Consider the following 24703-nt stretch of genomic DNA (forward strand, 5'->3'; position numbering starts at 1 on the left):
AATTCCTCCTTATTTCCGTTGCAGGAAGAATGAAGCATCCCCGGCTTTATCAGTTAATTTGCCATTTTCCATCAAACCGAGTGACTCCATCCATTTTTCAAATTCAGGCGATGGGCGGAGCCCGAGCAGTTGCCGCAACGCAGCAGTATCATGGTAACTGGTGCATTGGTAACTGAGCATCACATCATCACCCATAGGCACCCCCATGAAATAATTACAGCCAGCGGCGGTGAGCAAAACAGCCAGATTTTCAATGTCATTCTGGGTGGCTTTGGCATGGTTGGTGTAGCAAGCATCACACCCCATTGGAATCCCTGTCAGTTTCCCCATGAAGTGGTCTTCCAGCCCGGCGCGGGTAATCTGTACTGCGTCGTACAGATATTCCGGTCCGATAAAGCCAACCACGGTATTCACCTGGAAGGGTTTATAACGCTTTGCCATTCCGTAGATACGGGCTTCCATGGTCAACTGATCCGTGTTGTAGTGAGCATCTGCGGAAAGCGCTGTACCCTGCCCGGTTTCAAAATACATATAGTTCGGTCCGGCTGTCCAGCAATATTTCTTGGCCATGTCATAGGCTTCGTCCATCATAGCAACCGAAACGCCAAAGGCTTCGTTGGCTTTTTGGGAACCGGCAAGGCTTTGGAATACCAAACCAACCGGCGCTCCTCGCCGCATGGCTTCCATTTGAGTGGTAACATGTGCCAGTACGCAGTTTTGGGTTGGAATTTCCCATTTCTGGATGATGTCATAGGTCATATCCAGCAAACGCATGACACTTGCCAGGGAATCATCCACTGGATTGATACCGATGACACTATCACCAGAGCCAAAAGATAGCCCTTCATAAATCGTAGCGCGAATACCTTCCGGCGAATCGGTGGGATGATTGGGCTGGTTGCGGGATGCCAGAGTTCCCTCAAGACCAATGGTGTTATTACAGTGGGCAGTGATGCGGATCTTGCGGGCTGCTACCATCAAGTCCATGTTGGACATCAATTTTGTAACAGCCGCAACCATTTCTGCTGTCAGCCCATTACTGATGCGCTTGATCATGTCGCCCGTTGTGTTATCATCTAGCAGCCATTCACGGAATTGCCCTACCGTCCAATGTTTGATTTCGTTGTAGATGGTTTCATTGACGGAATCCTGAATAACACGAGTTACCTCATCTTCTTCGTAAGGTACAGCGGGGTTGTTACGCAGGGTCTCTAAGGTAACTTCTGCCAGAACATAACGGGCTGCCATTCGCTCAGCAACGCTGTTGGCGGCAATGCCGGCTAATCGGTCTCCCGATTTTTCCTCATTTGCCTTTGCCATCACCTCTTTGATGGAGCCGAACTGATAGGTGCTTCCAAACAACTTTGTTCTTAAGAGCATATAAATCCTCCTTCTCTGAAGCACTTTGAACGAAAGGAAAGGTGCATTGCTTCACCACTAATGATAAAAAATCAATGTTTTTACGGATAACGGGACCACCCGCCCCTCCAGGATGGGTTCTCCTATATCAATGAAATCTCCCTCTGCCAGATTAACCTGATCTACGCTGATCAAAGGCAACCGATCATTCAAAGCATGAATCGTTTGTCCCAGCGCCTGTGCATAATCGGCTTCTGTAACCAATACCAGCGGTCTCCCCGGCTTAAGAGCCTCACTGGTAAATTGCACCAATGCTTTCGCAAGAACTTGCAGGGTGGGATAATCCAGATTAACAGGCAAGTCCAGTGCAACAGCAAAGTTACCTGAATCCTGGTGAAGATCCCAACGCTGTACAGCGTTTTGAATTTGTTCCACAATCTTTTCCGGATGTTGCAGGTCACTACTGGTGAGGTGAGGGCGGATAACAGGTAAGTTTCGCATGGGAAGCAATTTTGGATCGGTGAAGATAGTGCTTCCACTCAAGGTGATGGTTTGGGTGGCTGCCCCAAGGACGGTTGCCCGTAAGGTTTGAACTGGCCTTTCAACCCGCATCTTTCGAATACGTGGATTAAGCCGTAAAGACTGGGCAAGCAAAGGACCAACGTCATTGTGGATGGTCACATCTGCCAGCGATTGAATTTCAACCGGCTGGTAAAAATAGGTGCCCACTCCACCGGAAATAAACAGAACCTTAGATTCTTCTGTGTGGGTGAGAGGAGGAGACAGTTGCAACTGTTTACCCAAATCGCTTTCAATGCCGTGAATCAAGTCAACCACCAAATCTGCCATGCAGTCGCAGAAAGGTTGTAGAGTCTCCAAATCCACCCGTTTTCCCACAAAAATGGGCAACCCCAGCGCTTTGATGATAAGTTGTCCAGGGGGGGCAATGTGTTGAACGATTCCGGATGTTTTCTCGATGACAATTTGCCGCCCCCCGACAGCCAGTGCCGATGAGGAGAGGTGTTCTCCAGAGCGAAAGATGGCTGCATTAGAGGTGCCGCCACCAATATCCACATTGGTGACAGTTGTGTAATTTTCTAAGGAATAAGCAGCCGCACCCGATCCCCTGCCAGCAATTAACGATTCAACATTTGGACCGGCGACGGTTACCACAAATTCACCTGCCAGCGAAGCAATGGCTTTGAGAATCTCCTCAGCGTTTTGTGTGCGGGCAATTTCGCCGGTGATGATCACCGCGCCAGTTTCGACCTGGTGGGGTTGAATGCCGGCTTTCTGGTATTCGGACCGGATGATTTCGCTCAATTTTTGTACATCCACCAAATCGGGGGTTAAAAGGGGAGTAAAGTAGACTGGACTTTCATACAAGACCGATTTACTGCTAACTTGAAAGCGGGGAATCTGTCCTAACCGCGATGTATTGCTCACTGCCAGACGTGAGAATACAAGCTGGGTGGTTGTGGTGCCAACATCAATGCCAACACTGACCATTTCCCGCAAGTCGGTCATAGGGAAAGTCCGCCTTCACTCAACCTTCGACTTTGGGCAAAATCATTTCCACATCGCTGTGTGGGCGCGGAATAACATGCACGCTGACCAGTTCGCCAACCCTCTGGGCTGCAGCTGCGCCGGCATCGGTAGCAGCTTTTACCGCACCGACATCGCCTCGCACCATTACGGTTACATACCCGCCACCAATGTACTCTTTGCCAATCAGTTTGACATTGGCGGCTTTAACCATGGCATCAGCGGCTTCAATGGCGCCAACCAGCCCTTTGGTTTCAATCATTCCCAGAGCAATCATTTGCACTCCGCTCATAAATTACCTCCTTGTTGTAATGGTCATATATGGTTTAAGGGGATTAATCCTGTGACACAGGCTGCGGCTGTGGTGCTGGAACAGTTTGAGGCTTGGGGGCGATCAGCAGGGCAACTCCCACAGCAGTAATACCAGCAGTGAGTTTACCGACGATCATCGGGAAGATCAACTGGGGCTCTACACCGGCGGTAAAGCCAAGATGATCGCCAAAAGTGAAAGCGGCGCTAACCGCGAAAGCCGCGTTGATCACCTTACCGCGATTATCCATATCTTTGAACATGGCAAACATGGGGATATTGTTCGCCAGGGTGGCAATCATACCGGCGGCAGCCACATCGTTCATACCCAGTTTGCGGCCTACAGCTAACAGCGGCTTGCTGAAAACCTTGGTGATGACTTTAACCATGGGGAAAGCGCCCAGAAGGACAATGGCGATGGAGCCGATGATTTGAATGCCGTCCCATACCGGTGCCATTCCGGGGATGACAACAATACCCGTCAGCGTTTCCCAGACGATGGCAGCCAGACCAATGGTGATCATGATTACCACGCCCTTGCCGAAGTACTGAAAGCCCGTGGTCATCTTTTCCGGGAATCGCCACAGCCCAAATGCGATTAATGCCGCAACGATTACAACCGGCAGCAGATTGCCGATGACAATATCGGCACCCCAACCAGCGGTAAAGCCGCCCGCGATGCAACCGATGGGAATGGTGACAATGCCAGCCAGAATACCCAACGCCAGCCACTTGCGATCCTCGACCGGGATCAATCCCAGCGCTACCGGAATGGTGAAGACAATGGTTGGTCCCATCATGGCGCCAAGAATGATACCGGCGTAGAGCCCGGCTTCAGGATTGATGGCTAACTGTTTGGCTAAGGGGTAACCGCCCATGTCGTTGGCAAGCAGGGTGGTGGCAAACATGGCTGGATCGGCGCCAAGGAATTGGTATATGGGTACGATCACCGGTCGTAGAATGTTTGCCAAAACTGGCGCCAGCGAGATAACGCCCACCATCGCCAACCCCAGCGGGCCAAGAGCATTAAAGCCGTTTTCAAACTCCTCTCCCAGCCCAAAGCGGTTCCCTAGAATGCGATCAATAGCGCCCAGAACCATGAAAATCATCATGATCCAGATGATGATGACATTAATGTCCACAGCTCAGATCCTCCTTTGGTTTAAGTATTGGTTTTTGTGTTCAGGTTTGAGTGAAGAAGCAACAAATGGGTTCTTTACCTTATAACCACCCCCTTCCTGATAGAAGGATTCAACCGATCTGGAAAATTAACTCTTACGGAAAACGAGTTCGCCGTCCACCTCAATTGAATCGAGAATGCCAATAATTACTGCATCTACTGGCGTATTAGTCGTTTTGAGTGTTTCTCGTGCGGAACTCCCTTCAACTAGGATCACCAGTTCCCCCTCCCCGGCACCAACTGTATCGGCAACCAGAAATGGTTCTCCATATACCTGGTTATCGGGAGTGGCTTTTTGGGCAACCAGCAACTTTAAGCCAGTTAATTTGGGGTCTTTTGCCGTAGAAACGGCAGATCCAATGATTCGAGCGATTTGCATGGAACCCTCTTTTTTATAGATGAAAAGTTTTTAATGCAACAAAGCAGGAAAATGAATAATCGAGACAAGAAACAATAAAATAATAATTATGTTTATTTTGTTCTTTATTATTTTATGCTATCTATACAATCATTATAGGAATTCAGAAAAAAAAGTCAATAAGCGACCTTGAAGAAACAGACATAACTTTACGTTGGTATCCCATAGACCAACATGCCTACCAGAGTTTGAAGGAGATGTTTTAACAAAAATTGGATGTAAAAAATCACAAAGAATTGTGGTATTCTTTTTAATAATTATCTTAGAAATTTCCTGCTCTTGACCCAACTCAAATCTAGTTACCGAAAGGTATCCCTCTATGAACGAAAAGTTGCTTGAAGAAGTCATTACCATGACCGCGGACAGTTTGAGTGTGTCCAACAGTTATCACTTTCGCGTACCACCCACCACACTCGTTGGAGATGGAATCTCGGTCAAAATTGGGGAGTATCTGGAAGGGCTGGAATGCCACAAGGTGTTGATTGTGACCGACCGTCAAATCGTCCAGCTGGGATTGATGAATGGGGCGCTACGCTCTCTGCGCCGCCACAAGATTGACTTCACTGTTTTTGATGAAGTGTTACCTGATCCTACCAATACAATTGTCAGGCGAGGGGTGGAAGCGTTAAATTCCTGCTGTTGTGATGGAGTGCTAGCATTCGGTGGAGGTTCAGTGATTGATGCAGGAAAGGCGATTGCGGTGTTTGCCAATAATCCCCTTCCTGCCAGAGAAGTGATCAAGAATAACACAAAGTTATCCCCGCGAGGGAAACTGATAGCAGTGCCCACCACTGCCGGTACCGGCTCAGAGGTAACAGATATTGCTGTTATCACCGATGAGGATAATCATATCAAAGTACCACATCAACACCAGCTGTTTATCCCCGATATGGCAATCATTGACCCGCTTCTGACACTGGGTATTCCTCCGGCTATTACGGCGGCTACCGGTATGGATGTGCTAACCCACGCGGTAGAGTCTTATATGGCAAAGGGTGTATGCACACTGGGACAGGCTCTTTCGTATAGCGCCATACAACTGGTTGCTACTTACCTCCCGCTGGCGGTGGGCAATGGAAAAGACCAGTATGCACGCCGCAAGATGGCAGAGGCTTCGTACATGGCAGGTATGTCATTTTCAAACGCCGGACTTGGATTGTGTCATGCGATTGCGCATCAGGTGGGAGCACGATATAAAATTCCGCACGGAGTAGCCAATGCTTTGCTCCTGCCAGAAGTGATGCGCTTTAACATGCTGGTACGGCTGGACTCTTTGCGCGAGATTGCACGGGCTTTTAACCTGCGGGTAGAGCATTTGGACGGCAAGGAAGCTGCGCTGAAAGCGATTGAAGCGGTACGCGAATTGACAGCCGCTATCGGCCTACCTACCCGATTGGAACAGGTAGGTGCCAGGACCTCTGACTTTGCCGCGCTAGCGGCTCAGGCAATGGACGACCCAACCCTCCAAACCAATCCGCGCCAGGTCTGCCAGGCGGATGTGATCGAAGTACTGCAACGCAGTTTTTGAATCTAACCCTGAGTTGATTAAATCGAAACCCGGCCTGGATAAAATCACCCTCCACTGGGAACTAGTCGATTCTGTCCTTCTCATTTCCCTTTACATTCAAACCAACCTGAAACAATCTCTATATACAGGAAATGATTGGTCTTAGAAGAATAATTTTATTAATTTTATATCCTCCACAACTGTTCCATTACAGGGTTTTACAACTTTTTTTCTAAATAGATCTACCTATTATTAATTTTCTTGACACTTTCGATTTTTCTGTTTAAAATGAAAATCACTTTCAATAAGGATAGGAAGCACAGTAAAATGATTTCGGCTTTGTCCAATCAATGGCTCCAGGCGTTACAGGCAGACGGTTGTCGAATCACCCGGTCACGAAAGGTGATTGTGGATCTGTTGCTCAACAGTGACCGCGCTCTGGGACCAATTGAGATTTATGACCTGGCTCGAAAAGAATACCCCGCTCTGGGTCTGGTTACGGTTTACCGCACACTTGAAAAACTGGAAGCCATGGGGTTGATTCAAAGGGTTCATCTCCCAGATGGGTGTCACCGTTATTTAAGATCCACCCAGGGACACGAACATCTTCTGCTCTGCACGCAATGTGGAAAAGTGGTTACTTTCAGCGGAGACGATTTCAGCAAGTTAAGCGACCGGGTCAGCCAGAACACCGGATTTCTGATTCAAGAACACTGGCTCCAACTTTTTGGAGTATGTCCGGATTGCAGGAAACATCTGTAAATTTTTTTTGTTATTCTTTATTGAAAATGATATTCATTATATATCAGGAGGTTTGTGATGAAATTCAGGCAAGTACTTAATTGGATCATGGTTCTGATCCTGATGACAACCGGATTGATGGGGTGTCAGGCAAAGCCAGCCCAACCGGAAGGAAATGCTCGAATTCCGGTAGCCGCTACTACAGGCATCGTTGCCGATGTAGTTCGACAGATTGGAGGAGAATCGATTGAACTGGTTCAGATCATTCCCAACGGAACAGATCCTCACAGTTTTTCTCCTTCCCCGCAGGATTTATCTCAAATCAGTCAGGTAAAAGTGGTGTTTGTCAATGGGGCAGGACTGGAAGAATCCCTCCTGAAAGTCATTGCCAACGCCGTTCCTGATGCGAAACTGGTGGAAGTTTCCAAGAGCAACAATCTTATAGAGGGGCATGAGGATGAAGACTCTCATGGCACTGGAGAAGAAGAACACGCTTTTGATCCCCACACCTGGACAGATCCAAATAATGTGATTCAGTGGGTAGATGTCATTGTAGAAGAACTCTCGCAGATCAATCCTTCCCATCAGGAAACCTACCAGGTAAATGGAGAAGCCTATAAAAAACAATTAATAGACCTGGACCGGTGGATTCAAAATCAGGTATCACAGATTCCTGCGGAAAACCGCAAACTGGTTACCGATCATCTGGCATGGGGATATTTTGCACAACGCTACGGGTTCGAACAAATCGGTGCAATCGTCGCCGGGTTCTCCACCCTCGCCGAACCTTCAGCGCAAGAGATTGCTGCGCTGGAAGATCAGATTCGCGCTCAAAACATCCGGGCAATTTTCGTGGGCAATCAGACCAATCCCGCCCTGGCTAAGCGGATTGCCGATGATACCGGCGCTAAGGTGGTCGTCCTCTATGTCGGCACCCTCAGCAACGCCGAGGGACCAGCGCCAACATACCTGGAATATATCCGGTATAATGTAAATGCCATTGTAAATGCCCTGAAATAAGCAGGTGCACAACCAGTACTGAAGGGGAGGGAAAGCAGGGCTTTCCCTCCCTGTTACGAGTCAAAAGCGAAAAAGGTGAACTTGATGGCAAAATCTACTCAGGGACTCTTTTTCTTCCCTCCTCACCTTCCCCATCAGACAGAAAAGCCGATTGTCAGTGTGAAAGGGGTTAGCCTTTTTTATTCGAACGGGACCGCACTGGAAGATATTCATTTCGATGTCGTGGCAGGCGAAAGGCTGGCAGTGATTGGACCCAACGGTGCTGGTAAAAGCACCCTTTTCAAGATTATTGCCGGCGTATTACCTCCCAGCGAGGGACGGGTCGAAGTGTATGGAAACGAACCAGGGAAACACATCTGTATTGCCTATGTACCGCAAAGAAACCAGGTGGACTGGTCGTTCCCGGTAAATGTAGCCGACGTGGTTATGATGGGACGAATCGGCAAAATTGGCTTCCTCCGCCGTCCCACCAGAAAGGACTGGGAAATTGTTTTTCAGGCGCTGGAAACGGTTCAGTTGCAAGACTATGCGAAGCGCCAAATCCGCCAGTTGTCCGGAGGGCAACAGCAACGCGTTTTTATTGCCCGTGCCCTGGCACAGGAGGCAGAACTCATCCTGATGGATGAACCGTTTACCGGTTTGGATTTCCCCGCTCGCCAGGCAATTCTGAACATTCTCGATATTCTCAAAGAAAAACATGTTACCGTTCTGGTGGCTCTGCATGACCTGAAAACTGCATCAGAATATTTTGACCGGATTCTTTTACTGAATCATCGTCTGATTGCCATAGGAAAACCCTCGGAAGTACTTCTCCCCGAGCACCTTCTTTATGCTTACGGTGGACAGTTGAGTCTGATTCCCACCGAAAAAGGCACCTGGGCAATGGAAGACACCTGTTGCGAGGAAGGAGACCATTTCCATGCTTGAGTGGTTTCTGCAACCTCTTCAATATCCATTTATGGTGCGTGGAATCAGTGCAGCAGTGTTGGTTGGTATCGTCTGCGCAGTGGTTGGTTCGTTTGTCGTCCTGCGAGGGATGGCATTCTTTGGCGACGCCTTAGCCCATGCCATTCTCCCGGGGCTGGCAGTGGGATACCTGATGGGCGGAGGCGACCGTCAGGTGCTTTTCTGGTGGGCACTGGGAACCGCTGTGGTCAGCGGACTTTCCATTGGAGCCGTCTCCCGTTCTACCCGGATTCGCGAAGACACCGCTATCGGAATCATTTTTGCGGGGATGTTTGCTCTGGGAATTGCCCTGATTTCCACGGTGCGGAGTTACACCGTGGACCTGGCTCATTTCCTGTTTGGGGATATTCTGGGTGTCACCCCAACAGACATCCAACTCATTCTCATCTTCAGCGGGGTTGTGATTGGCTTGATTTTCCTGTTTTACAAGGAATTCGTCCTGCTTTCGTTTGATCCCGTGCTGGCAATCACACTGCGTCTACCGGTACGGTTTTTAGAAAATCTCCTGCTGGTGCTCATTGCTATCTCTATCGTGGTTTCACTACAAACAGTTGGCGTGGCGCTGATGGTTGCCATGCTGATCACCCCTGCGGCAACAGCCTATCTGCTCAGTAAACGCCTGCCGGTGATGATGGCTCTGGCTTCGGGCATCGCTTCTTTTTCTGGTATAACCGGATTATATCTCTCCTATTATCTGAACATCGCTTCGGGCGCCGCAATTGTCCTGACCACCACATTGATCTTTTTCCTGGTATGGAGCGGACAATCTCTCTGGCAGCGGATAAGCAAGCAAATTGAATAATGGAAAGCCTGTGTTTCTCCTAACGTGTGTATAATGAATGTTAAGATTCGACATTCATGGGAGGCCGGGCAATGGAAGTATTAGGAATTGATATTGGCGGTTCCGGGATCAAAGGAGCGCCGGTAGATGTGGAAACCGGACAATTGACTGCAGAACGATATCGTTTACCCACCCCTGAAAACGCATTACCCCAAGAAATAGCACTGGTTGTGGCGCAAATCATTGAACACTTTCAGTGGAAAAATGCCGTTGGGGCAGGGTTTCCGGCCGCCATCAAATATGGGGTTGTGCAAACTGCCGCAAATATCCACCCCTCGTGGATCGGAATGAATGCGGGAAATCTCTTCAGCGAAAAAAGCGGCTGCCCGGTCTCTGTTTTGAATGATGCAGACGCCGCCGGGCTGGCAGAAATGACCTTCGGGGCTGGAAAGGACTATTCCAGGGGTGTTGTACTGATGATCACCATCGGTACCGGGATTGGTACAGCCCTGTTTACCGATGGGGTTCTGGTTCCAAACACGGAACTGGGGCATATCGAAATTCGTGGAAAGGATGCAGAACGGCGTTCATCGGATGCTGCCCGTCAGCGGAAAGATTGGACCTGGGCAGAATGGGCAAAGCGCTTGAACGAACACCTCCAACGCCTCGAAGCCCTGTTCTGGCCCGATTTGTTCATCCTCGGCGGAGGGGTCATCAAAAACCATGAAAAGTTCTTCCCTTACCTGAATTTGCGCACGCCATTTGTTCCCGCAAAGTTAGGAAATTTAGCCGGGATTGTAGGTGCGGCCTGGTACGCTCACACAAAAGGCGCATCGTCTTAACTCCTGTCAAATTTCATATGAAAACACAATCAGGGCGGGTATTTGCCCTGATTGTGTTTATTCTATTCGCAGCAAAGAGTTTACTTTCCGGCAGAATAACCAGGACCTTTTGTAAAGAATTCCCGATTGATTTCGATAGCAGGGGTTAAATCAACAACTTCGCCAGCGTGCAGAACCCGGGTAGCTTCCAGATGCACTGGATCGCCATCATGATTGACACCATCATACACCTGATCAAAACCGGGGGTACCCACGGGCATCGAAATGCGCTGTCCCTCTTTGGCTTTGAACTGAGCAGGAACTTCATCCTCAGGGAAAATGGCTTCCCACGGGCATTCCGGGACACAAGCCCCACAATCAATACAGGTATCCGGGTCAATGTAGTACCAGGGCCACTCCTCAACGGGTTGTCCCGGGACAATACATTCGACCGGGCAAACGGTTGCACAGCCTCCATCCCGGAGGCACAGACTGGTGATTACATGGGTCATGACTTCCTCCTTTGGTATCAGGAAATTTTCAGGAATCTATTATCCATTATACCGTTTTTCCGCTTCTTCCCAATTCACCAGATGCCACCAGTTTGCCAGATATTCTGCCCGGCGATTCTGGTATTTCAGGTAGTATGCGTGTTCCCACACATCCACACCGATGATTGGGAACAAACCTTCTGCCAGGGGGGTATCCTGATTGGGAGTAGAGTGAATGACCAGAAGACCATCGGATTTCCTGCTCAGCCATGCCCATCCAGAACCAAAGCGTCCCAGACCGGCTTTTTCAAACTGTTCCTTGAAAGCAGCAAATGAGCCGAAGGTTTTCTCAATCGCTCGGGCTAAATTCCCCACCGGCTCGCCACCACGGTCAGGTCCCATGATTGCCCAGTAGATGTTATGGTTGAAAACGCCGCCACCATTGTTTCGCACGGTCGTGCGAATCTCTTCGGGAATCTGATCAAGATGACTGAGAATTTTTTCCAGAGGCCACTCAAAAAATTGTGAGAATTTTTCCAGCGCTGCATTGAGATTGTTCAAATAGGTCATGTGATGTTTGCTGTAGTGCAGTTCTACGGTTCGAGCATCTATGTACGGCTCAAGTGCATCGTATGCATAGGGGAGAGGGGGAAGTTGAAACGCCATTTTGTCCTCCATAATATATAATGGGTCAGGTTGAAATACGAAATTCAGGGATTTCCCCTGAGAGAATACCACACATATTCTAACCAATAAGATGAGGTTTGTCAAAATTTATTTATGCCTGCTCGCTATAAACCTTTTACATCCCCGCGTCTTCCTCCCTATCTTGTTCTGGTCATTGGGGTTTTCTGTGTATCCACCGCCTCCATACTGATTCGATTGGTTCAGCAGGAAGTTGGTCCTTTAACCATCGCTGCTTACCGGATGATTTTATCGGTGTTGCTTCTCTTTCCACTGGCATGGCAAAAACGAGAGGAATGGCTTTCCATCCCCCGCTCTTCTCTGAAAGCCATGGGATTGGGCGGGCTTTTCCTGGCATTTCACTTTGCTTTCTGGATCACTTCTCTGCGATTAACATCCGTCACCAGTTCGGTTGTACTGGTGACAACCACACCGCTATGGGTGGCTTTGATGTCTCCGTTCTTTCTCAAAGAACATCCCGGTATCAGAACCTGGATTGGACTGTTTATCGGGGTGACCGGTGGAGTGATCGTTAGCCTGGCTCAGGGATGCACCTGGCAAGGTTGGGAAATTTCCTGTCCGGATTTTGCCTCCTTTTTTCAAGGGAAAGCCTTTCTGGGGAATTTCCTTGCCTTGCTTGGCGCCTGGATGGCAGCAGGTTACATGGTAGTGGGAAGGCGAGTGCGCAGTGGATTGTCCCTTATCAGTTATATATTTACTGTATACGGCATCTCAGCGATCCTTCTTTTAGCCTTTGCACTGAGTACAGGACAAACGTTATTCGGTTTCTCCCCGATGATGTATGTGTACCTGCTCGGGCTGGCGGTCATTCCTCAATTGTTGGGGCACAGTTCTTATAACTACGCCCTGGGCTATCTTCCAGCGGCATTTGTCTCTCTCACCATTCTGATGGAGCCAATTGGAGCATCTATTCTGGCAATTTTGATTCTGAAAGAGTTTCCCAATGCGCTGGAGATTATCGGTGGGATCATCATTCTGACAGGAGTTGGCTTGACTTCTTTCCCGGCAAAAAAATGAGCGCCTCCCGGCGCTCATTTTTTGCTATGTCCACTTTTTGACCACTTTAGGGGGTTTCATGTGTTCGGGCAACCGCCCATAGAGATAGTTCATCTCTTTGATTCGGTTCTTGAGGGATTCATCCAGCATGTGGGCTTCATAACGCCAGCCCCAGTTTCCTGATGGACGCCCCGGGTAATTCATACGGGCTTCCGTTCCCAATCTCAAGAAATCCTGCAGAGGAGCCAGTGCAAAGACCGCAACGCTGCTCCACACAGCCCGAATCATATCCCAGGCAATATCCTCTCCAGAACGTGCCAGGTAGCGGCGAATAAAATCCCGTTCTTTTTCAGGCGCGCTGTTATACCAGCCAATGGCTGTGTCATTATCATGGGTTCCGGTATAGGCAACACAGTTTTGAACGTAATTGTGCGGCAGGAAAGGATCATCAGCATCGGACGCAAAGGCGAACTGGAAAATTTTCATACCCGGCAAACCCAGGCGTTCGCGCAATTCAATCACGTCCGGGGTAATTTCTCCCAGATCTTCAGCGATGATTGGCAGCCCCCCCAGCGCATTGCGGATGGCTTCAAACAGGGCGATACCAGGTCCGGGTACCCATCTGCCTTTTTCTGCAGTAGGCATCCCATAGGGAACTTCCCAATATCCGGCAAAACCACGGAAATGGTCCAGACGGACGATATCCACCGTGGCAAAGGTGGCTTTCAGACGCTCTATCCACCAGGCAAAACCCGTCTCCCGGTGGTAATCCCAGCGGTAAAGCGGGTTTCCCCACAGTTGCCCGGTTTCAGAGAAGTAATCTGGGGGAACCCCTGCGACCACCGTAGGCTTTCCAGAATCATCCAGATAAAAGAGGTCGGGATGAGCCCAAACGTCAGCGCTATCATACGCCACAAATATGGGGACATCCCCGATAATTTGAATGCCTTTTTCATGGGCGTATTGACGAAGCGCCTGCCACTGTCGGAAGAATAAGAACTGGCGGAAGGCATGACGCTCTACATCTACTTCATGAGACTGAAGGAAGGCGCGCAGGGCTTCTGGATCACGTTTTCGCAAAGACTCGGGCCAGTAATCCCATGAGGCGCCACCGTGGGCTTCTTTAATGGCCATAAAGAGGCTGAAATCCAGCAACCAGGCGCTCTGCTCCTCTTTGAAAGCCTCAAAAGCGCTCTTTCGTTTCTGAGATGTGGAACGTTTGAAACGTGCATACGCCCGATCGAGAAGTGTCAATTTCCACTGGATGGCAGGCCCATAATCCACGTGACTGGCAGGAAACTCTGGACGGTCAGCAAAGTCTTCGCTGGTCAATAATCCCTCATCCAGCAAAAGCGCCGGGCTGATCAGATACGGATTGCCTGCAAAAGCCGAAAAGCATTGATAGGGAGAATCGCCAAAACCGGTGGGACCTAAAGGCAATATCTGCCAGAGTGAACAACCCGACTCAGCCAGAAAATTCACCCACCGGTAGGCTTCGGGTCCTAAATCACCCATTCCGTCCGGTCCCGGCAAACTGGTTGGATGTAAAAGAATTCCAGAGGAACGCTTAAAGAGGCTCATGATCTACTCCTCAAAAAAATCGGGGTAATTATAACCACAAAAGCCGGTATAGGCGATAGTATTCCAGCGCTGACCGGCTCCAGGAAAAATCCTGCTCCATGGCGTTGCGCTGACGCCTCTCCCACCCTGTCGGGTCTTCAAATGCCACAACAGCACGCCGAATCGCCTCTGCCAGTGCTTCGGGGGTTGCTTCTTTGAATAAAAATCCGGTACTCATCGAAAGGTCGGGGATATCAAAAATGGTATCCTTCAATCCACCGGTGGCTCTTGCCACGGGAATACAACCATAGCGCATGGCAATCATCTGAGCCAGCCCGCAAGGTTCGTACCTTGACGGCATGAGAAGCATATCGGCACCTGCATAGATCTGATGCGAGAGTTTCATATCAAAGCGAATAACTACACGCAATCTGTCCGGGAATTCCCTCTCCAGATCTCGCGCTCTTTCTTCAATCACAGGGTCACCGCTTCCCAGCAGAACCGCCTGCCAGGGAATTTCAGCAATCATGCGCAGGGCATCCAGAGCCAGATCAATGCCTTTCTGACGATCGAATCGCCCGATCAGCCCAAACAAAGGCGCCTTTTCTCCAGGTGCCAGGCTAAGCAAATCAAGAAGGGCTTGTTTGTTTGTCAAACGAGCCTCGGGGTTTTCAGAAGTATATCTCCGCAGGATAAAGGGATCATCTGCCGGATTCCAGATCTGGGTATCCAGTCCATTCAAGATGCCAAATAAGGTAGAAGCACGAGAACGCAGAAAATCTTCCAGACCACAGCCAAACTCCGATGTAAGAATTTCACTGCTATATGTGGGCGAGACCGTATTGAGAAAATCAGCCGCGGAAAGTGCCATAGGAAGGGGTAAAGATTTTCCCCACCACGGCAAACGGTGATCACTGCTGGGTGGAATGTGGTATTCAGGCAACACTTTTTCTGCGCCAGCGCCCATATATGGAAGATTGTGAATGGTGAAGAGGCTCTTTATCTCGCGATAGAAATCATCCTGATGCCGGCGTCTGCTGAGTTCATACACCGCAATTCCGGTATGCCAGTCGTGAGCATGGAAGACGTGAGGTTTCCAGTCCAGTGCTTTGATCATTTCGAGCACTGCCAGCGAGAAAAAGATGTACTTTTCAGCGTCCTGATACGAATCCAGACTGTAAACGGTGCTGGCTCTGGAAATCGGTTCACCATCAATGAGATATACCGGGAATCCGGTCATTTCGGAAGTGTAAACCTGCGCTTCTACAACGCCATCCTGCCTGGGAATCTGAACAGTTAACAGCGGTTCCGGAGCCGCTACATCACGGGAGATAACCGAATGAAAAGGCAAAACCAATCGAACATCCAATGCGTATTCCCCCAGCGCATCCTGAGGGAGAGCAAGAAGCGCTTTGGGAAGAGATCCAGCCACATCTCCTAACCCGCCCACCTTAACAAAGGGATCCGCTTCTGCCGAGACCATCAAAACACGAAATGGTTGTGCCATTTTCTATCCTTTCATTCATTTTATCATGTCGATATAATCTACCGTGACAGGCTCACCTCTACCACCGCTCAGCACCGAGAGCAATTCCACCGCCAGCGCGGTTTTCTTTTGAGCATCTGCCCGGCTCCATGTACGGGATTTGATTTCGAGATACTTTCCCAACTCCGGCTGGACAATGGTGTCCAGATTCACAAAGAATTCCGTATCCTTATAATGAATCAAGAAACGCAGGCGGTCTTTCTGAATCTCCACCTCACGAATCGGCTTAAAGTATTCCCGATAGAAACGCAAGGTATGGGTAGCCGGGGCAAGGTAACGACTGCGGGAGAGCATGACCGATTGGGCGTGGTGCTCATGCGTGCCAATAAGGGTCAAGCGAGTGCGCACATTGGTGACATTGCCTTTTTCGTCAATAAATTCATCTTCACGATAACGTAAAATTCCCTGTTCAGGATCGCTGAAGAAGAAGTAGGTGTCGTATTCCCGATAGTGCCTTTTCCTTTCAATTTCAATCAAGGGCTGTTGCAGTGCTTTGAGGGTAGGCTCCAGGTCATCCACTTTGACTTTAACCTGAATCTCAAAGGATTCTTCCTCCATTGCCCCGCCAATGGCAATTAATTTGGAGAGCACCGATTGCTCACGGTTCATGAGGAAAATATCGATACGTCTGGCATATTCCTGTCCCGCTTTGAGAAGATCTTCTTCCTGCAATGTCAGCAGTTGTCGATCACGCATCAACCAGCGCCCATTGACCATCACATCGGTGACATCGGTCGATTTGGAGGCATAGACTAATTGCGAGTAAACCCCATTGGGATCACGAGAAAAGCGGGGGGAATTGTGTAAGGGAGAAATATCTACCAGGATTAAATCGGCGCGTTTTCCCGGCTCAAGCGAGCCAATCCATTCTCCCATGTGCATAGCCTGTGCCCCCAATCGGGTTGCCATTAACAACGCTGTTTGTGCGGGTAAGGCAGTCGGATCGCCAGTGGAAACTTTGGCTAAAAACGCGGCAAGTCGAATTTCCTCAAACATGTCCAGATCGTTATTCGAAGCCGGCCCATCCGTACCAATACCGACGTTTAAACCAACTTCCAGCATTTTTTGAACAGGGGCTACTCCCGAAGCCAGTTTGAGGTTCGAAGAGGGGTTATGGGCGACACCGGCTCGGGCGTGATAAAGCGTTCGCATCTCCCCTTCATCAATGTGCACGCAATGTGCGGCAAGGACTTTGGCTTCAAACAATCCCTGTTTTTTGACATACGGAATGACCGGCATGCCCTCTGCCCTGCGCATGTTTTCCACTTCCTGAGCGGTTTCACTCAGGTGGGTGTGCAGGGGAACATCAAACTCTGCCGCCAGTTCAGCACAGGCTCGAAGAATTTCATCTGTACATGTGTAGGGAGCATGGGGAGCCACTGCCGGCACAATCAGGGAATGTCCTTTCCAGCGCTCAATAAAATCCCGCGCAAGGGCTAATGACTCTTCATAAGAACCGGCGTCGGGGCTGGGGAATTTCAACACCGTCTGTCCGCAGAGGGCACGCATGCCTGCTTCAGCGGTAGCCCTGGCAACATCTTCTTCAAAATAGTACATGTCGGCAAAAGTTGTCACACCACTGCGAATCATTTCCGCACAGGCAATTTTGGTTCCCAACTGGACAAAATCCGGCGATACGAACTCGCGTTCCACCGGCATCATGTACCCAAGGAGCCACACATCCAGACGTAAATCGTCTGCCAGTCCACGCAATAAAGTCATCGGCACATGGGTATGGGCGTTCACCAGACCCGGCATGAGCACTTTCCCCTGGCAATCGTGAATCTGGGCTGCCTGATATTTTTGCACCAGATCCTTTCTTTCACCCACCGCTACAATGAGATCCCCTTGAACTGCCACCGCCCCATCAGGAATCTGACGCAATTCCTGATCCATCGTCAACACGTAAGCATTGGTTAAGAGCAAATCTACATGTTCCATTCTTTTCCTCACTCAGAAAGAAATCTGCGCAGAAAGTCCAGGGCAATATTTGCAGCCCAGGTCTTCACCAGTGCAGGCGCACCGCCAAACTGGCGTTGTTCTGTCCGATGAACCTCACAGGTCATAATCTCCAGATGAAGAGAAAACGAATCCAGATGTTTGACAAGAGACACGATGTAATAAATATCACGGCTTTCCATTTCTTCCGGGGAAGGAGGGGAAAAGCCATCTTCGGTGCTTTCTACCTGACAGGTGCAGAAAGGATCCAGAGGAGAGTGTCTCAGACGTGTGCACAATTCCCCATCCAGCCCCATCTCAACCATACGGATTCGCCTTTCTCCTTGTTTGAGCCGGGCCGCAAGAATGGCTTCCAGCGTCTCCCCGTCTGCGCCAAAAATCGCCTCCCCACAACGCTGGCGCACCAGCGTTTCCATCTCTGCTATCATACGGGCGGCTTCCTCAGATGTATCCGCTTTGGCAGTGATCCGAATATCACATTGTCCCGGATGAGCAAGTAACCCGACAGTTGGGTTGGACCATGTTTCCAGATCGCCAATCCAGTCATCCAGTTGAGACTCTCCCACACCTGCCGTATGAAGCACCCGCACCTGAATGACGCTGTGGAGTTGATAGCGTTGTTTGAGATAAGGCATCACAGCATGCTGGAACAGAAACTCCATCTCACGGGGAACCCCTGGAAGGCAAATGATACATCGATCCTGCACCTCACAAATAAACGCCGGTGCAGTTCCCACCGGATTGGAAATGGCTATTGCCCCCCGGGGAATAAATGCCTGCCTTTTATTATTTTCAGAAGGCTGACGACCATATTTTTGAAAACGTTCTACAATCTGGTCCCACAATTCCGGGTGAAATTCCAGTTCTACCCCAAGAGCACGGGCAACTGCCTGCCGGGTTGGATCGTCTACAGTAGGTCCCAACCCCCCGGTAGTGATGATAATCTCTGCCCGGCACAATGCTTCCCGGAGGATTCCTGCAATCCGTTCCTCGTTATCTCCAATGGTGGTGGTACGGTATAAATCAATCCCTAAATTCCGCAACTCGCGCGCCAGAAAACGGGTATTCGTGTCCAGAATTTCCCCGAGAAGAAGTTCCGTTCCAATGGTTACAATCTCTGCTACTGGCATAGAATCTCTTTGTTTGCCTTATTGTAGTGTATGCTCTATCGCTTCGCAAGTTCAACATCACAGAGTCTTTACTATTCCCATTTTCTTATGATATACTCATTTAGTGAGTATGAGGCACCGGAAAGCAAGTGATAGTTCCCCTGAATATCCCTTACTGGGTTTTCTGTATTTTCAGCCTCTTCATGGATACGATCTTCATAAGAGGCTGAATGGCACATTGGGAGAAGTATGGGCCCTTCCGCAAAACCAGGTTTACAATATTTTAAAACGTCTGGAACAACAGGGACATATTCAGCAGGTTACGGGAGAGGAAGAGAATCACACACCCAACAAACAGGTGTTTACTCTCACCCCAAGCGGAAAAGCACGCTTTGAAACCTGGTTAATGACCCCTACCCCGGGGAGCGCCAGAGCCCTGCGGATGGAATTCATCTCCCGGCTGTTCTTTGCCACCCAGATTTCCGAAGATTTATACTCGCGCCTGATTCAGGAACAATATCAGGAAATTTATCAATCGTTAGAGCATTTGAAAAAACGATTAGAAGAATGCCCGGCAGAGCAAGTATTTAACCGCATGGGAATTGACCTGCGCCTTCGTCAATTAAAAGCAACTCTGGAATGGCTTGAAACTTTCCATCAGGTTTGCGAAGAGCAATGGACATGACCACCCTCCCGGCAACAAAAGTCCTCTCTCCAACCCAGGTTGAGAGGGTCCCGCCCTTATGGTCACAGTGGGTTCAACACCTCTGGAAAGTATTAGCCCTGCCACTCCTGCTGTTTCTTCTTCTGCCCATTGGAAGCATTTTCTTCCACCTGACTCCAACCGAAATCTGGAGAACTCTGCAAGCCCCACAAGCCCTTCAGGCACTTTCTTTGAGTCTGGCAACGGCAACCACCACCACAGGACTGACATTGTTTGTCGGAACACCCCTTGCCTATTTGATTTACCACAGGCGTTCGCCCTTAACCCGAATTATCGAAACCTTGATTGAACTCCCCTCGGTGCTTCCGCCTTCCGTTGCTGGCGTCGCTCTGTTGCTGACCTTTGGACGGAATGGCTGGCTGGGGCAATCCCTTTCGTTACTGGGCATTCAAATTCCCTTTACCCCCATAGCGGTCGTTCTGGCACAACTTTTCATTGCCTCTCCCCTTTATGTAAAATCCGCGGCGCTGGGGTTTGCCAGTATTGACTGCGAAATTCGCAAAGCCGCCGCGCTGGATGGCGCAAACCGCTGGCAGATTTTACGTTATATCGTGTTCCCTCTTTCATGGCAAGCCATCCTCAGTGGACTGGTACTGACATGGGCAAGAGCCATCGGTGAATTTGGCGCAACGATTTTATTTGCGGGGAACCTGCCCGGGCGCACTCAAACCATGCCAGTTGCCATTTACATTGGATTCGAAACCAGTCTGGAAACGGCTCTAACCCTCTCTGCCATCCTTGTTCTCATTTCCTTTGGAATTCTGGTTTTGCTCAAAAGCATTTTGCACGCCTCAACTTCAGATTAAACTCAAACAGGAATGCCCCTTGGATGCCTTTTTTGCTCTCATCGTTGCTATCCCCATCGGACTGTTAGGCGGGTTGATTGGACTCGGCGGAGCAGAGTTCCGCCTTCCCGTTCTGGTGGGGGTATTCAAACGTTCCGCAAGGCAGGCTGTGCCGATTAATCTGGCTATCAGCCTGATGACTCTTGTCTCCTCGCTCTTCATCCGCTTAAAAGTTCTGCCCGAATTTCCTTACGCCTCTCTCTGGCTTCCAATTGGCACTCTCATTCTGGGCGGGGTTGTTTTTGCCTTTTTAGGCGCCGGGTGGATCAGCCAAATCCCCCTGCACCGGCTGGAAGCACTCATACGATACTTTTTGATCCTGATTGGGGTTTTGCTTCTGATAGAAGGCGTTTTTTCTTTTCCTGTCGGGCATCTTCTTCAAGCCTCGCCATGGGTACAGGGAATTGTCGGCATCCTCTGCGGCGCGATCATCGGAGTGGTCAGCAGTACACTGGGGGTTGCCGGGGGAGAATTAATCATTCCTACCCTGATTTTTATCTTTGGAATCGATGTTAAACTTGCGGGCACTGCCAGTTTAATGATCAGTTTACCAACCGTCGTTACTGGCATTATTCGTTACACCCGCAAAGGTTTGTACCGGGAACGAAAAGAATGGTACACCTTGATTGGTCCAATGGGACTTGGTTCGATTGCCGGGGCTATTTTAGGGGGAATTCTGGTTGGAACAATCTCCGGACAGTGGCTGAAAGTGATTCTGGGACTGGTACTGATCGCATCTGCTGTGCGGATGTTTATACACCATCACCAATCCCAGAATTCACAGAAAGTTGACTTCAAACTGTAGTGCGTTAGAACATCCCTCCAAAAATCACCCACGCCACGCCCAGCGCCAGAAGGGTATTGAAGATTGTGATAATGATAAATGCAATGATAGGACGTATTCCCATGGCGTTGAGTTCTTTTAGCGAAAAGTCCATCCCCATTCCAACAAAGGCAAAGGTAAAGAACCAGTTTTTCAACGCATCAATTGCCGTGCCTTTGCCGCCATCAATCCAGCCTAAAGAATACAGCACCGAAGCCAGAACAAATCCCAAGACGAACTTGGGAAAACGATCCCAGATCAGGCGCGGGCTGGGTTGAATACCCTCACCTGCCTGTTTACGGGCAAAATATACGGCAAGGAGGAATGCTACCAGACCAATCAGGGTATTCTGGGTGGACTTAACGATAGAGGCAATTTTCTGGGCTTCTTCTCCAAAAATCGTACCGGCGCCGACTACCGCCGCAGTGGTATCAATGTTGCCGCCAAACCATGCTCCCGCCACGGCCTGGGGAAGGTGCAGAGCCTGGGCAATTAATGGAGAAATCACCATCATGGGCAAAGCCACCAGAATTACCAGGGTAGCCACATAAGTCACCTGTTCTTTTTTGGCTTGCACAGAGCCTGCCGCGGCAATGGCAGCAGAGACTCCACAAATTGAAACGGCAGAGGACAGCACTGCGCGTAGTTTCTCATCCAGCCCCAATTTTCCCGTAATCCACCAGGAAAACATGAAGACAGACGTTATCATGATCAGAGTTTGAACAATTGCTCCTGCAGCGGCGTGGAGGATAATTTTCAGGTCAATCCCTGCGCCCAGGAGGATCAAACCCACCTTCAAAAACAATTCTGTACGAATGCCTGGTTTGATTTCTTCGTATTTGCCAAACTTCCTGAGTATAAATCCACCCAGCAACCCAACCAGCGCTGCCCACATAGGATATTCCAGCGCTTTCCCGGGGATTTGAAAGGGAAGGGTCATAGGATAAATCCAGCGGGTAAGGCGCCAGGCCACCCATCCCAGCAGTAGTGTCACCAGCAAGCCTGATAAAATGGAGAGAGATTCTGACTTTCTTTCCACTTCTTAACTCCTTAGAATACAATGGGCAAACCGTGTTTGCCAATCCACCCTAAGACTGAAAGAAGAATGATCCCAAAGGCAAGAACTACTGCCAGCCAATCCTCGTTCTTGAGGAAGGAAAATTTCCGAGAGACCATATCCTGCTCCTCTTTTTGATGTGTCGAGAATTATAGTCTTTGTATTTGCGCCAGTCAGAGCAAACAGTACCAGTGTAAGGGAATTGCAAAGATACGGTAATTTGTCGAATAAAAATTGACAGAACACAAGACTCACATTATCTATGCTTTTGAATGCTAAATCCCTGCAGAGACTGGAAATTCACATATACGTAATAGGGGGATTTTTCTCCCTGAAAGACCGGATGAAGGTCATATCTAAATGCTTGACGTTAATTTTTTAACCGATATAATAATATTCGTGTTCTCGAATATTATTTGTTGCCGGTTGAAATACAATCAGCCAAACCAGGCAACGAAAAATGGTTGAGACTCATATTAGCCTAAAACAAGAAGGAGAGATTATGTTAACCATCAAAATCCTCGGATCAGGTTGTTCGAATTGCAAACGTCTGGAAGCATTAGCACGCAAAGTAGCAGGTGATTTAGGTGTCGAAGCAGAATTTGAAAAAGTGACCGATTTCAATGAGATCATGAAATGGCCCATCCTCTCAACTCCGGGTCTGGTGGTCAATGACAAACTGGTCTCTTCTGGAAGGATTCCCTCAGAGAAAGAAATCGCTGAGTGGTTAAAATCGGCTGCTTAAAGCCCGTGGGCAGGATTTTCTGCCCATATTTTTTGGGTAAAGACATTCAAAACAGCGAATAATTACAGAAGGATACCATGGAATCGGTTTTAAGTTATCTCTCTCAACTTCTCTGGTCTGGGTGGACAAGTTTACTGGATTATCTTGCCGCTCATGTGCTTCTTTGCCTAGTACCTGCCTTCATCATCGCCGGGTTCATGAGTTCAATGATTCCCAAGGAAGCCATTACCCGATTTCTCGGTCCCAAGGCGTCCAAGTGGATCAGTTACCCGGTTTCTGCAATTGGAGGGTTTATCCTCGCTGTCTGTTCCTGCACCATTCTGCCATTATTTGCCGGTATCTGGAGACGGGGAGCAGGGCTGGGACCTGCGATTACCTTTCTATTTGTGGGTCCTGCCATCAACATTCTTGCGCTTTCCTACACCGGGGCGGCTATTGGTTTCGATATCGCTGCATCGCGATTGATTCTTTCGATTGCCTTTGGCATCATCATCGGCTTAATCATGGCATGGGTCTTCCGCAAAGAAGAAAATACTCGAGCGGCTGAAATGGCAGAAAACAGCGTGTTTGACCAGCGCGCAAAAATCAAACCAGCCATCTGGATCATGTTCGGGCTACTTATTGCCATTCTGATTGTTGGCACTCTGCAGGTCAAAGGATTGACTCAGGTCTATGCCAGAATTCACATCCCCTTTGAATGGTCTGGAAGCATTGGGGGATGGCTCTCCTCTCTCAATTTGACCGTTCAGGGCGGTCTATTGATTTTGATGCTGATTGTCATTGGATTAACCTCATGGAAAGGCTTCGAGAATATCTTTGAAGGTTTCTCTCGCTGGACATATGCCGCTCTGGCATTGATCGGGCTGACCATTTTGATTGCTGCGCCCAAAGAAGAGTTGGGATCACTGGTGATTGGTATCAACGGGCGCTTTATTGGTGAAATGATCCTCCTGCTCGGCGTGGTCCTTGTTGCCAGCCGCTCATTCACAAGAGAGGAATTAAGTGGCTGGATCTGGGAAACGTGGAAGTTCGTCAAACAAATTTTCCCTCTGTTGATCGTCGGGGTATTTGTTGCAGGAATGGCAAAAGTGATCATCCCGGAAACATGGGTGAGAACCATTGCCGGTCAAAACACCATTCTGGCAAATGTCGTGGGCGTGTTGTTCGGTGTCTTCATGTACTTCCCAACCCTGGTGGAAGTTCCGGTGGCAAAGATGTTCCTTGACCTTGGCATGGCACGCGGTCCTCTTCTGGCTTACCTGCTTGCCGATCCAGAATTATCTTTACAATCTATTCTGGTGTTGAATGGAGTCATGGGCAAGAAGAAAACTGCAGTATACGTATCGCTGGTTGCCGTGTTGAGCACACTTGCTGGATATTTATTTGGAATGTTCATCTCCCGAATATAGGAGGCAAACACTTCTTGAGAGTGTGTTAAGGCTTTCTTTCTATCTGAATGAATCTTCCCTTTGGTATCGCAACAGGATACCGAAGGG

25 protein-coding genes are annotated in these 24703 nt (G+C 49.2%); 12 read left to right on the forward strand and 13 right to left on the reverse strand.

All coding sequences use genetic code 11. The features are described from left to right. Positions 1–9 precede the first annotated feature (9 nt). The 5 genes from LHF31_RS10860 to LHF31_RS10880 all read right to left on the reverse strand — a co-directional run bounded on the left by LHF31_RS10860 (position 10) and on the right by LHF31_RS10880 (position 4772). Positions 10–1380 (reverse strand): ethanolamine ammonia-lyase subunit EutB, encoded by a 1371-nt coding sequence (locus LHF31_RS10860; protein ID WP_298004742.1) that lies wholly within the window; start codon positions 1378–1380, stop codon positions 10–12. A 57-nt stretch (positions 1381–1437) separates the two neighbouring features. Continuing rightward, the gene (locus LHF31_RS10865; RefSeq protein WP_298004745.1) at positions 1438–2886 is read right to left on the reverse strand and encodes an ethanolamine ammonia-lyase reactivating factor EutA; all 1449 of its coding nucleotides are present in this window, start codon (positions 2884–2886) and stop codon (positions 1438–1440) included. 19 nt (positions 2887–2905) lie between these two features. Further along, positions 2906–3187: an ethanolamine utilization microcompartment protein EutM gene (gene eutM / locus LHF31_RS10870; RefSeq protein WP_333656944.1), complete on the reverse strand. Its 282-nt coding sequence runs from the start codon at positions 3185–3187 to the stop codon at positions 2906–2908. 52 nt (positions 3188–3239) lie between these two features. After that, positions 3240–4355, reverse strand: coding sequence for an ethanolamine utilization protein EutH (gene eutH, locus LHF31_RS10875; protein WP_298004751.1), 1116 nt, complete (start codon positions 4353–4355; stop codon positions 3240–3242). 126 nt (positions 4356–4481) lie between these two features. Then, positions 4482–4772 (reverse strand): EutN/CcmL family microcompartment protein, encoded by a 291-nt coding sequence (locus LHF31_RS10880; protein ID WP_298004754.1) that lies wholly within the window; start codon positions 4770–4772, stop codon positions 4482–4484. A 358-nt stretch (positions 4773–5130) separates the two neighbouring features. Between LHF31_RS10880 and LHF31_RS10885 the strand changes: the two genes are divergently transcribed. The 6 genes from LHF31_RS10885 (at position 5131) to ppgK (ending at position 10668) form a co-directional block, all read left to right on the forward strand. Then, on the forward strand, positions 5131–6339 hold the full coding sequence (locus tag LHF31_RS10885; protein WP_298004757.1) for an iron-containing alcohol dehydrogenase family protein: 1209 nt from the start codon (positions 5131–5133) through the stop codon (positions 6337–6339). Between the two features lie 306 nt (positions 6340–6645). Next, the gene (locus tag LHF31_RS10890) at positions 6646–7080 is read left to right on the forward strand and encodes a Fur family transcriptional regulator (RefSeq protein WP_298004760.1); all 435 of its coding nucleotides are present in this window, start codon (positions 6646–6648) and stop codon (positions 7078–7080) included. 57 nt (positions 7081–7137) lie between these two features. Then, the gene (locus LHF31_RS10895; protein WP_298004763.1) at positions 7138–8079 is read left to right on the forward strand and encodes a metal ABC transporter substrate-binding protein; all 942 of its coding nucleotides are present in this window, start codon (positions 7138–7140) and stop codon (positions 8077–8079) included. A gap of 84 nt (positions 8080–8163) precedes the next feature. Further along, a complete protein-coding gene (locus LHF31_RS10900) occupies positions 8164–9006 on the forward strand; it encodes a metal ABC transporter ATP-binding protein (protein ID WP_298004766.1) in 843 nt (280 codons plus the stop codon). Then, on the forward strand, positions 8999–9847 hold the full coding sequence (locus tag LHF31_RS10905; RefSeq protein WP_298004772.1) for a metal ABC transporter permease: 849 nt from the start codon (positions 8999–9001) through the stop codon (positions 9845–9847). Before LHF31_RS10900 ends, LHF31_RS10905 begins: the two co-directional genes overlap by 8 nt. Positions 9848–9918: 71 nt before the next feature. Further along, positions 9919–10668 (forward strand): polyphosphate--glucose phosphotransferase, encoded by a 750-nt coding sequence (gene ppgK / locus LHF31_RS10910; RefSeq protein ID WP_298004774.1) that lies wholly within the window; start codon positions 9919–9921, stop codon positions 10666–10668. An 80-nt stretch (positions 10669–10748) separates the two neighbouring features. Here the strand turns inward: ppgK and LHF31_RS10915 are convergent, their stop codons facing one another. Together LHF31_RS10915 and LHF31_RS10920 are read right to left on the reverse strand one after the other, a co-directional pair. Next, entirely contained in the window at positions 10749–11159 is a 411-nt protein-coding gene (locus tag LHF31_RS10915; RefSeq protein ID WP_298004777.1) for a ferredoxin family protein, read from the reverse strand. Between the two features lie 39 nt (positions 11160–11198). Continuing rightward, on the reverse strand, positions 11199–11804 hold the full coding sequence (locus LHF31_RS10920; protein ID WP_298004780.1) for a superoxide dismutase: 606 nt from the start codon (positions 11802–11804) through the stop codon (positions 11199–11201). A gap of 114 nt (positions 11805–11918) precedes the next feature. On the opposite strand from LHF31_RS10920, the gene LHF31_RS10925 reads away from it, so the two are divergent. Continuing rightward, positions 11919–12860 carry a DMT family transporter gene (locus LHF31_RS10925; RefSeq protein WP_298004785.1) on the forward strand — a complete coding sequence of 314 codons (942 nt, stop codon included), beginning with the start codon at positions 11919–11921 and terminating at the stop codon, positions 12858–12860. A gap of 24 nt (positions 12861–12884) precedes the next feature. Here the strand turns inward: LHF31_RS10925 and malQ are convergent, their stop codons facing one another. Genes malQ through LHF31_RS10945 form a run of 4 tightly spaced genes read right to left on the reverse strand, consistent with a single transcriptional unit; the run spans position 12885 to position 19034 of the window. Further along, on the reverse strand, positions 12885–14420 hold the full coding sequence (gene malQ, locus LHF31_RS10930; RefSeq protein WP_298004788.1) for a 4-alpha-glucanotransferase: 1536 nt from the start codon (positions 14418–14420) through the stop codon (positions 12885–12887). 28 nt (positions 14421–14448) lie between these two features. Beyond that, complete coding sequence (locus LHF31_RS10935) at positions 14449–15906, reverse strand: glycogen synthase (protein WP_298004791.1); 1458 nt, start codon at positions 15904–15906, stop codon at positions 14449–14451. Positions 15907–15921: 15 nt separating this feature from the next. Then, positions 15922–17886, reverse strand: a complete 1965-nt coding sequence (locus LHF31_RS10940) for an amidohydrolase (RefSeq protein WP_298004794.1) — start codon at positions 17884–17886, stop codon at positions 15922–15924. Positions 17887–17894: 8 nt separating this feature from the next. Then, positions 17895–19034: a CinA family nicotinamide mononucleotide deamidase-related protein gene (locus LHF31_RS10945; protein WP_298004797.1), complete on the reverse strand. Its 1140-nt coding sequence runs from the start codon at positions 19032–19034 to the stop codon at positions 17895–17897. Between the two features lie 109 nt (positions 19035–19143). Here LHF31_RS10945 and LHF31_RS10950 point away from each other — a divergent pair, with 109 nt between their 5' ends. From LHF31_RS10950 to LHF31_RS10960, 3 genes are read left to right on the forward strand one after another with little or no spacing between them, the layout of a single operon-like run. After that, entirely contained in the window at positions 19144–19698 is a 555-nt protein-coding gene (locus LHF31_RS10950) for a PadR family transcriptional regulator (RefSeq protein ID WP_298004801.1), read from the forward strand. Then, complete coding sequence (locus LHF31_RS10955) at positions 19689–20543, forward strand: ABC transporter permease (RefSeq protein ID WP_303774218.1); 855 nt, start codon at positions 19689–19691, stop codon at positions 20541–20543. Before LHF31_RS10950 ends, LHF31_RS10955 begins: the two co-directional genes overlap by 10 nt. A gap of 19 nt (positions 20544–20562) precedes the next feature. Next, on the forward strand, positions 20563–21387 hold the full coding sequence (locus LHF31_RS10960) for a sulfite exporter TauE/SafE family protein (protein WP_298004808.1): 825 nt from the start codon (positions 20563–20565) through the stop codon (positions 21385–21387). A 4-nt stretch (positions 21388–21391) separates the two neighbouring features. On the opposite strand, the gene LHF31_RS10965 is transcribed toward LHF31_RS10960, so the two are convergent. Together LHF31_RS10965 and LHF31_RS10970 are read right to left on the reverse strand one after the other, a co-directional pair. Continuing rightward, positions 21392–22444, reverse strand: a complete 1053-nt coding sequence (locus LHF31_RS10965; RefSeq protein ID WP_298004811.1) for a YeiH family protein — start codon at positions 22442–22444, stop codon at positions 21392–21394. An 11-nt stretch (positions 22445–22455) separates the two neighbouring features. Beyond that, the gene (locus tag LHF31_RS10970; protein ID WP_298004814.1) at positions 22456–22581 is read right to left on the reverse strand and encodes a hypothetical protein; all 126 of its coding nucleotides are present in this window, start codon (positions 22579–22581) and stop codon (positions 22456–22458) included. Positions 22582–22964: 383 nt separating this feature from the next. Between LHF31_RS10970 and LHF31_RS10975 the strand changes: the two genes are divergently transcribed. Further along, entirely contained in the window at positions 22965–23207 is a 243-nt protein-coding gene (locus LHF31_RS10975) for a thioredoxin family protein (protein WP_298004817.1), read from the forward strand. 77 nt (positions 23208–23284) lie between these two features. Beyond that, on the forward strand, positions 23285–24616 hold the full coding sequence (locus tag LHF31_RS10980; protein WP_298004819.1) for a permease: 1332 nt from the start codon (positions 23285–23287) through the stop codon (positions 24614–24616). Positions 24617–24703 lie beyond the last annotated feature (87 nt).

The sequence above is a fragment of the Anaerolinea thermophila genome, from assembly GCF_020723905.1.
Lineage (GTDB): Bacteria > Chloroflexota > Anaerolineae > Anaerolineales > Anaerolineaceae > Anaerolinea > Anaerolinea thermophila_A.

What these genes read in the sequence shown, in the direction of transcription:
- LHF31_RS10900 (WP_298004766.1), top strand. Translation starts at nt 8,164, where the DNA reads ATGGCAAAATCTACTCAGGGACTCTTTTTCTTCCCTCCTCACCTTCCC.
- LHF31_RS10955 (WP_303774218.1), top strand. Translation starts at nt 19,689, where the DNA reads ATGGACATGACCACCCTCCCGGCAACAAAAGTCCTCTCTCCAACCCAG.
- LHF31_RS10890 (WP_298004760.1), top strand. Translation starts at nt 6,646, where the DNA reads ATGATTTCGGCTTTGTCCAATCAATGGCTCCAGGCGTTACAGGCAGAC.
- LHF31_RS10940 (WP_298004794.1), bottom strand. Translation starts at nt 17,886, where the DNA reads ATGGAACATGTAGATTTGCTCTTAACCAATGCTTACGTGTTGACGATG.
- LHF31_RS10920 (WP_298004780.1), bottom strand. Translation starts at nt 11,804, where the DNA reads ATGGCGTTTCAACTTCCCCCTCTCCCCTATGCATACGATGCACTTGAG.
- LHF31_RS10865 (WP_298004745.1), bottom strand. Translation starts at nt 2,886, where the DNA reads ATGACCGACTTGCGGGAAATGGTCAGTGTTGGCATTGATGTTGGCACC.
- LHF31_RS10915 (WP_298004777.1), bottom strand. Translation starts at nt 11,159, where the DNA reads ATGACCCATGTAATCACCAGTCTGTGCCTCCGGGATGGAGGCTGTGCA.
- LHF31_RS10885 (WP_298004757.1), top strand. Translation starts at nt 5,131, where the DNA reads ATGAACGAAAAGTTGCTTGAAGAAGTCATTACCATGACCGCGGACAGT.
- LHF31_RS10950 (WP_298004801.1), top strand. Translation starts at nt 19,144, where the DNA reads ATGAGGCACCGGAAAGCAAGTGATAGTTCCCCTGAATATCCCTTACTG.
- LHF31_RS10905 (WP_298004772.1), top strand. Translation starts at nt 8,999, where the DNA reads ATGCTTGAGTGGTTTCTGCAACCTCTTCAATATCCATTTATGGTGCGT.
- LHF31_RS10980 (WP_298004819.1), top strand. Translation starts at nt 23,285, where the DNA reads ATGGAATCGGTTTTAAGTTATCTCTCTCAACTTCTCTGGTCTGGGTGG.
- LHF31_RS10935 (WP_298004791.1), bottom strand. Translation starts at nt 15,906, where the DNA reads ATGGCACAACCATTTCGTGTTTTGATGGTCTCGGCAGAAGCGGATCCC.
- ppgK (WP_298004774.1), top strand. Translation starts at nt 9,919, where the DNA reads ATGGAAGTATTAGGAATTGATATTGGCGGTTCCGGGATCAAAGGAGCG.
- LHF31_RS10975 (WP_298004817.1), top strand. Translation starts at nt 22,965, where the DNA reads ATGTTAACCATCAAAATCCTCGGATCAGGTTGTTCGAATTGCAAACGT.
- LHF31_RS10925 (WP_298004785.1), top strand. Translation starts at nt 11,919, where the DNA reads ATGCCTGCTCGCTATAAACCTTTTACATCCCCGCGTCTTCCTCCCTAT.
- LHF31_RS10880 (WP_298004754.1), bottom strand. Translation starts at nt 4,772, where the DNA reads ATGCAAATCGCTCGAATCATTGGATCTGCCGTTTCTACGGCAAAAGAC.
- LHF31_RS10945 (WP_298004797.1), bottom strand. Translation starts at nt 19,034, where the DNA reads ATGCCAGTAGCAGAGATTGTAACCATTGGAACGGAACTTCTTCTCGGG.
- malQ (WP_298004788.1), bottom strand. Translation starts at nt 14,420, where the DNA reads ATGAGCCTCTTTAAGCGTTCCTCTGGAATTCTTTTACATCCAACCAGT.
- LHF31_RS10860 (WP_298004742.1), bottom strand. Translation starts at nt 1,380, where the DNA reads ATGCTCTTAAGAACAAAGTTGTTTGGAAGCACCTATCAGTTCGGCTCC.
- LHF31_RS10895 (WP_298004763.1), top strand. Translation starts at nt 7,138, where the DNA reads ATGAAATTCAGGCAAGTACTTAATTGGATCATGGTTCTGATCCTGATG.
- LHF31_RS10970 (WP_298004814.1), bottom strand. Translation starts at nt 22,581, where the DNA reads ATGGTCTCTCGGAAATTTTCCTTCCTCAAGAACGAGGATTGGCTGGCA.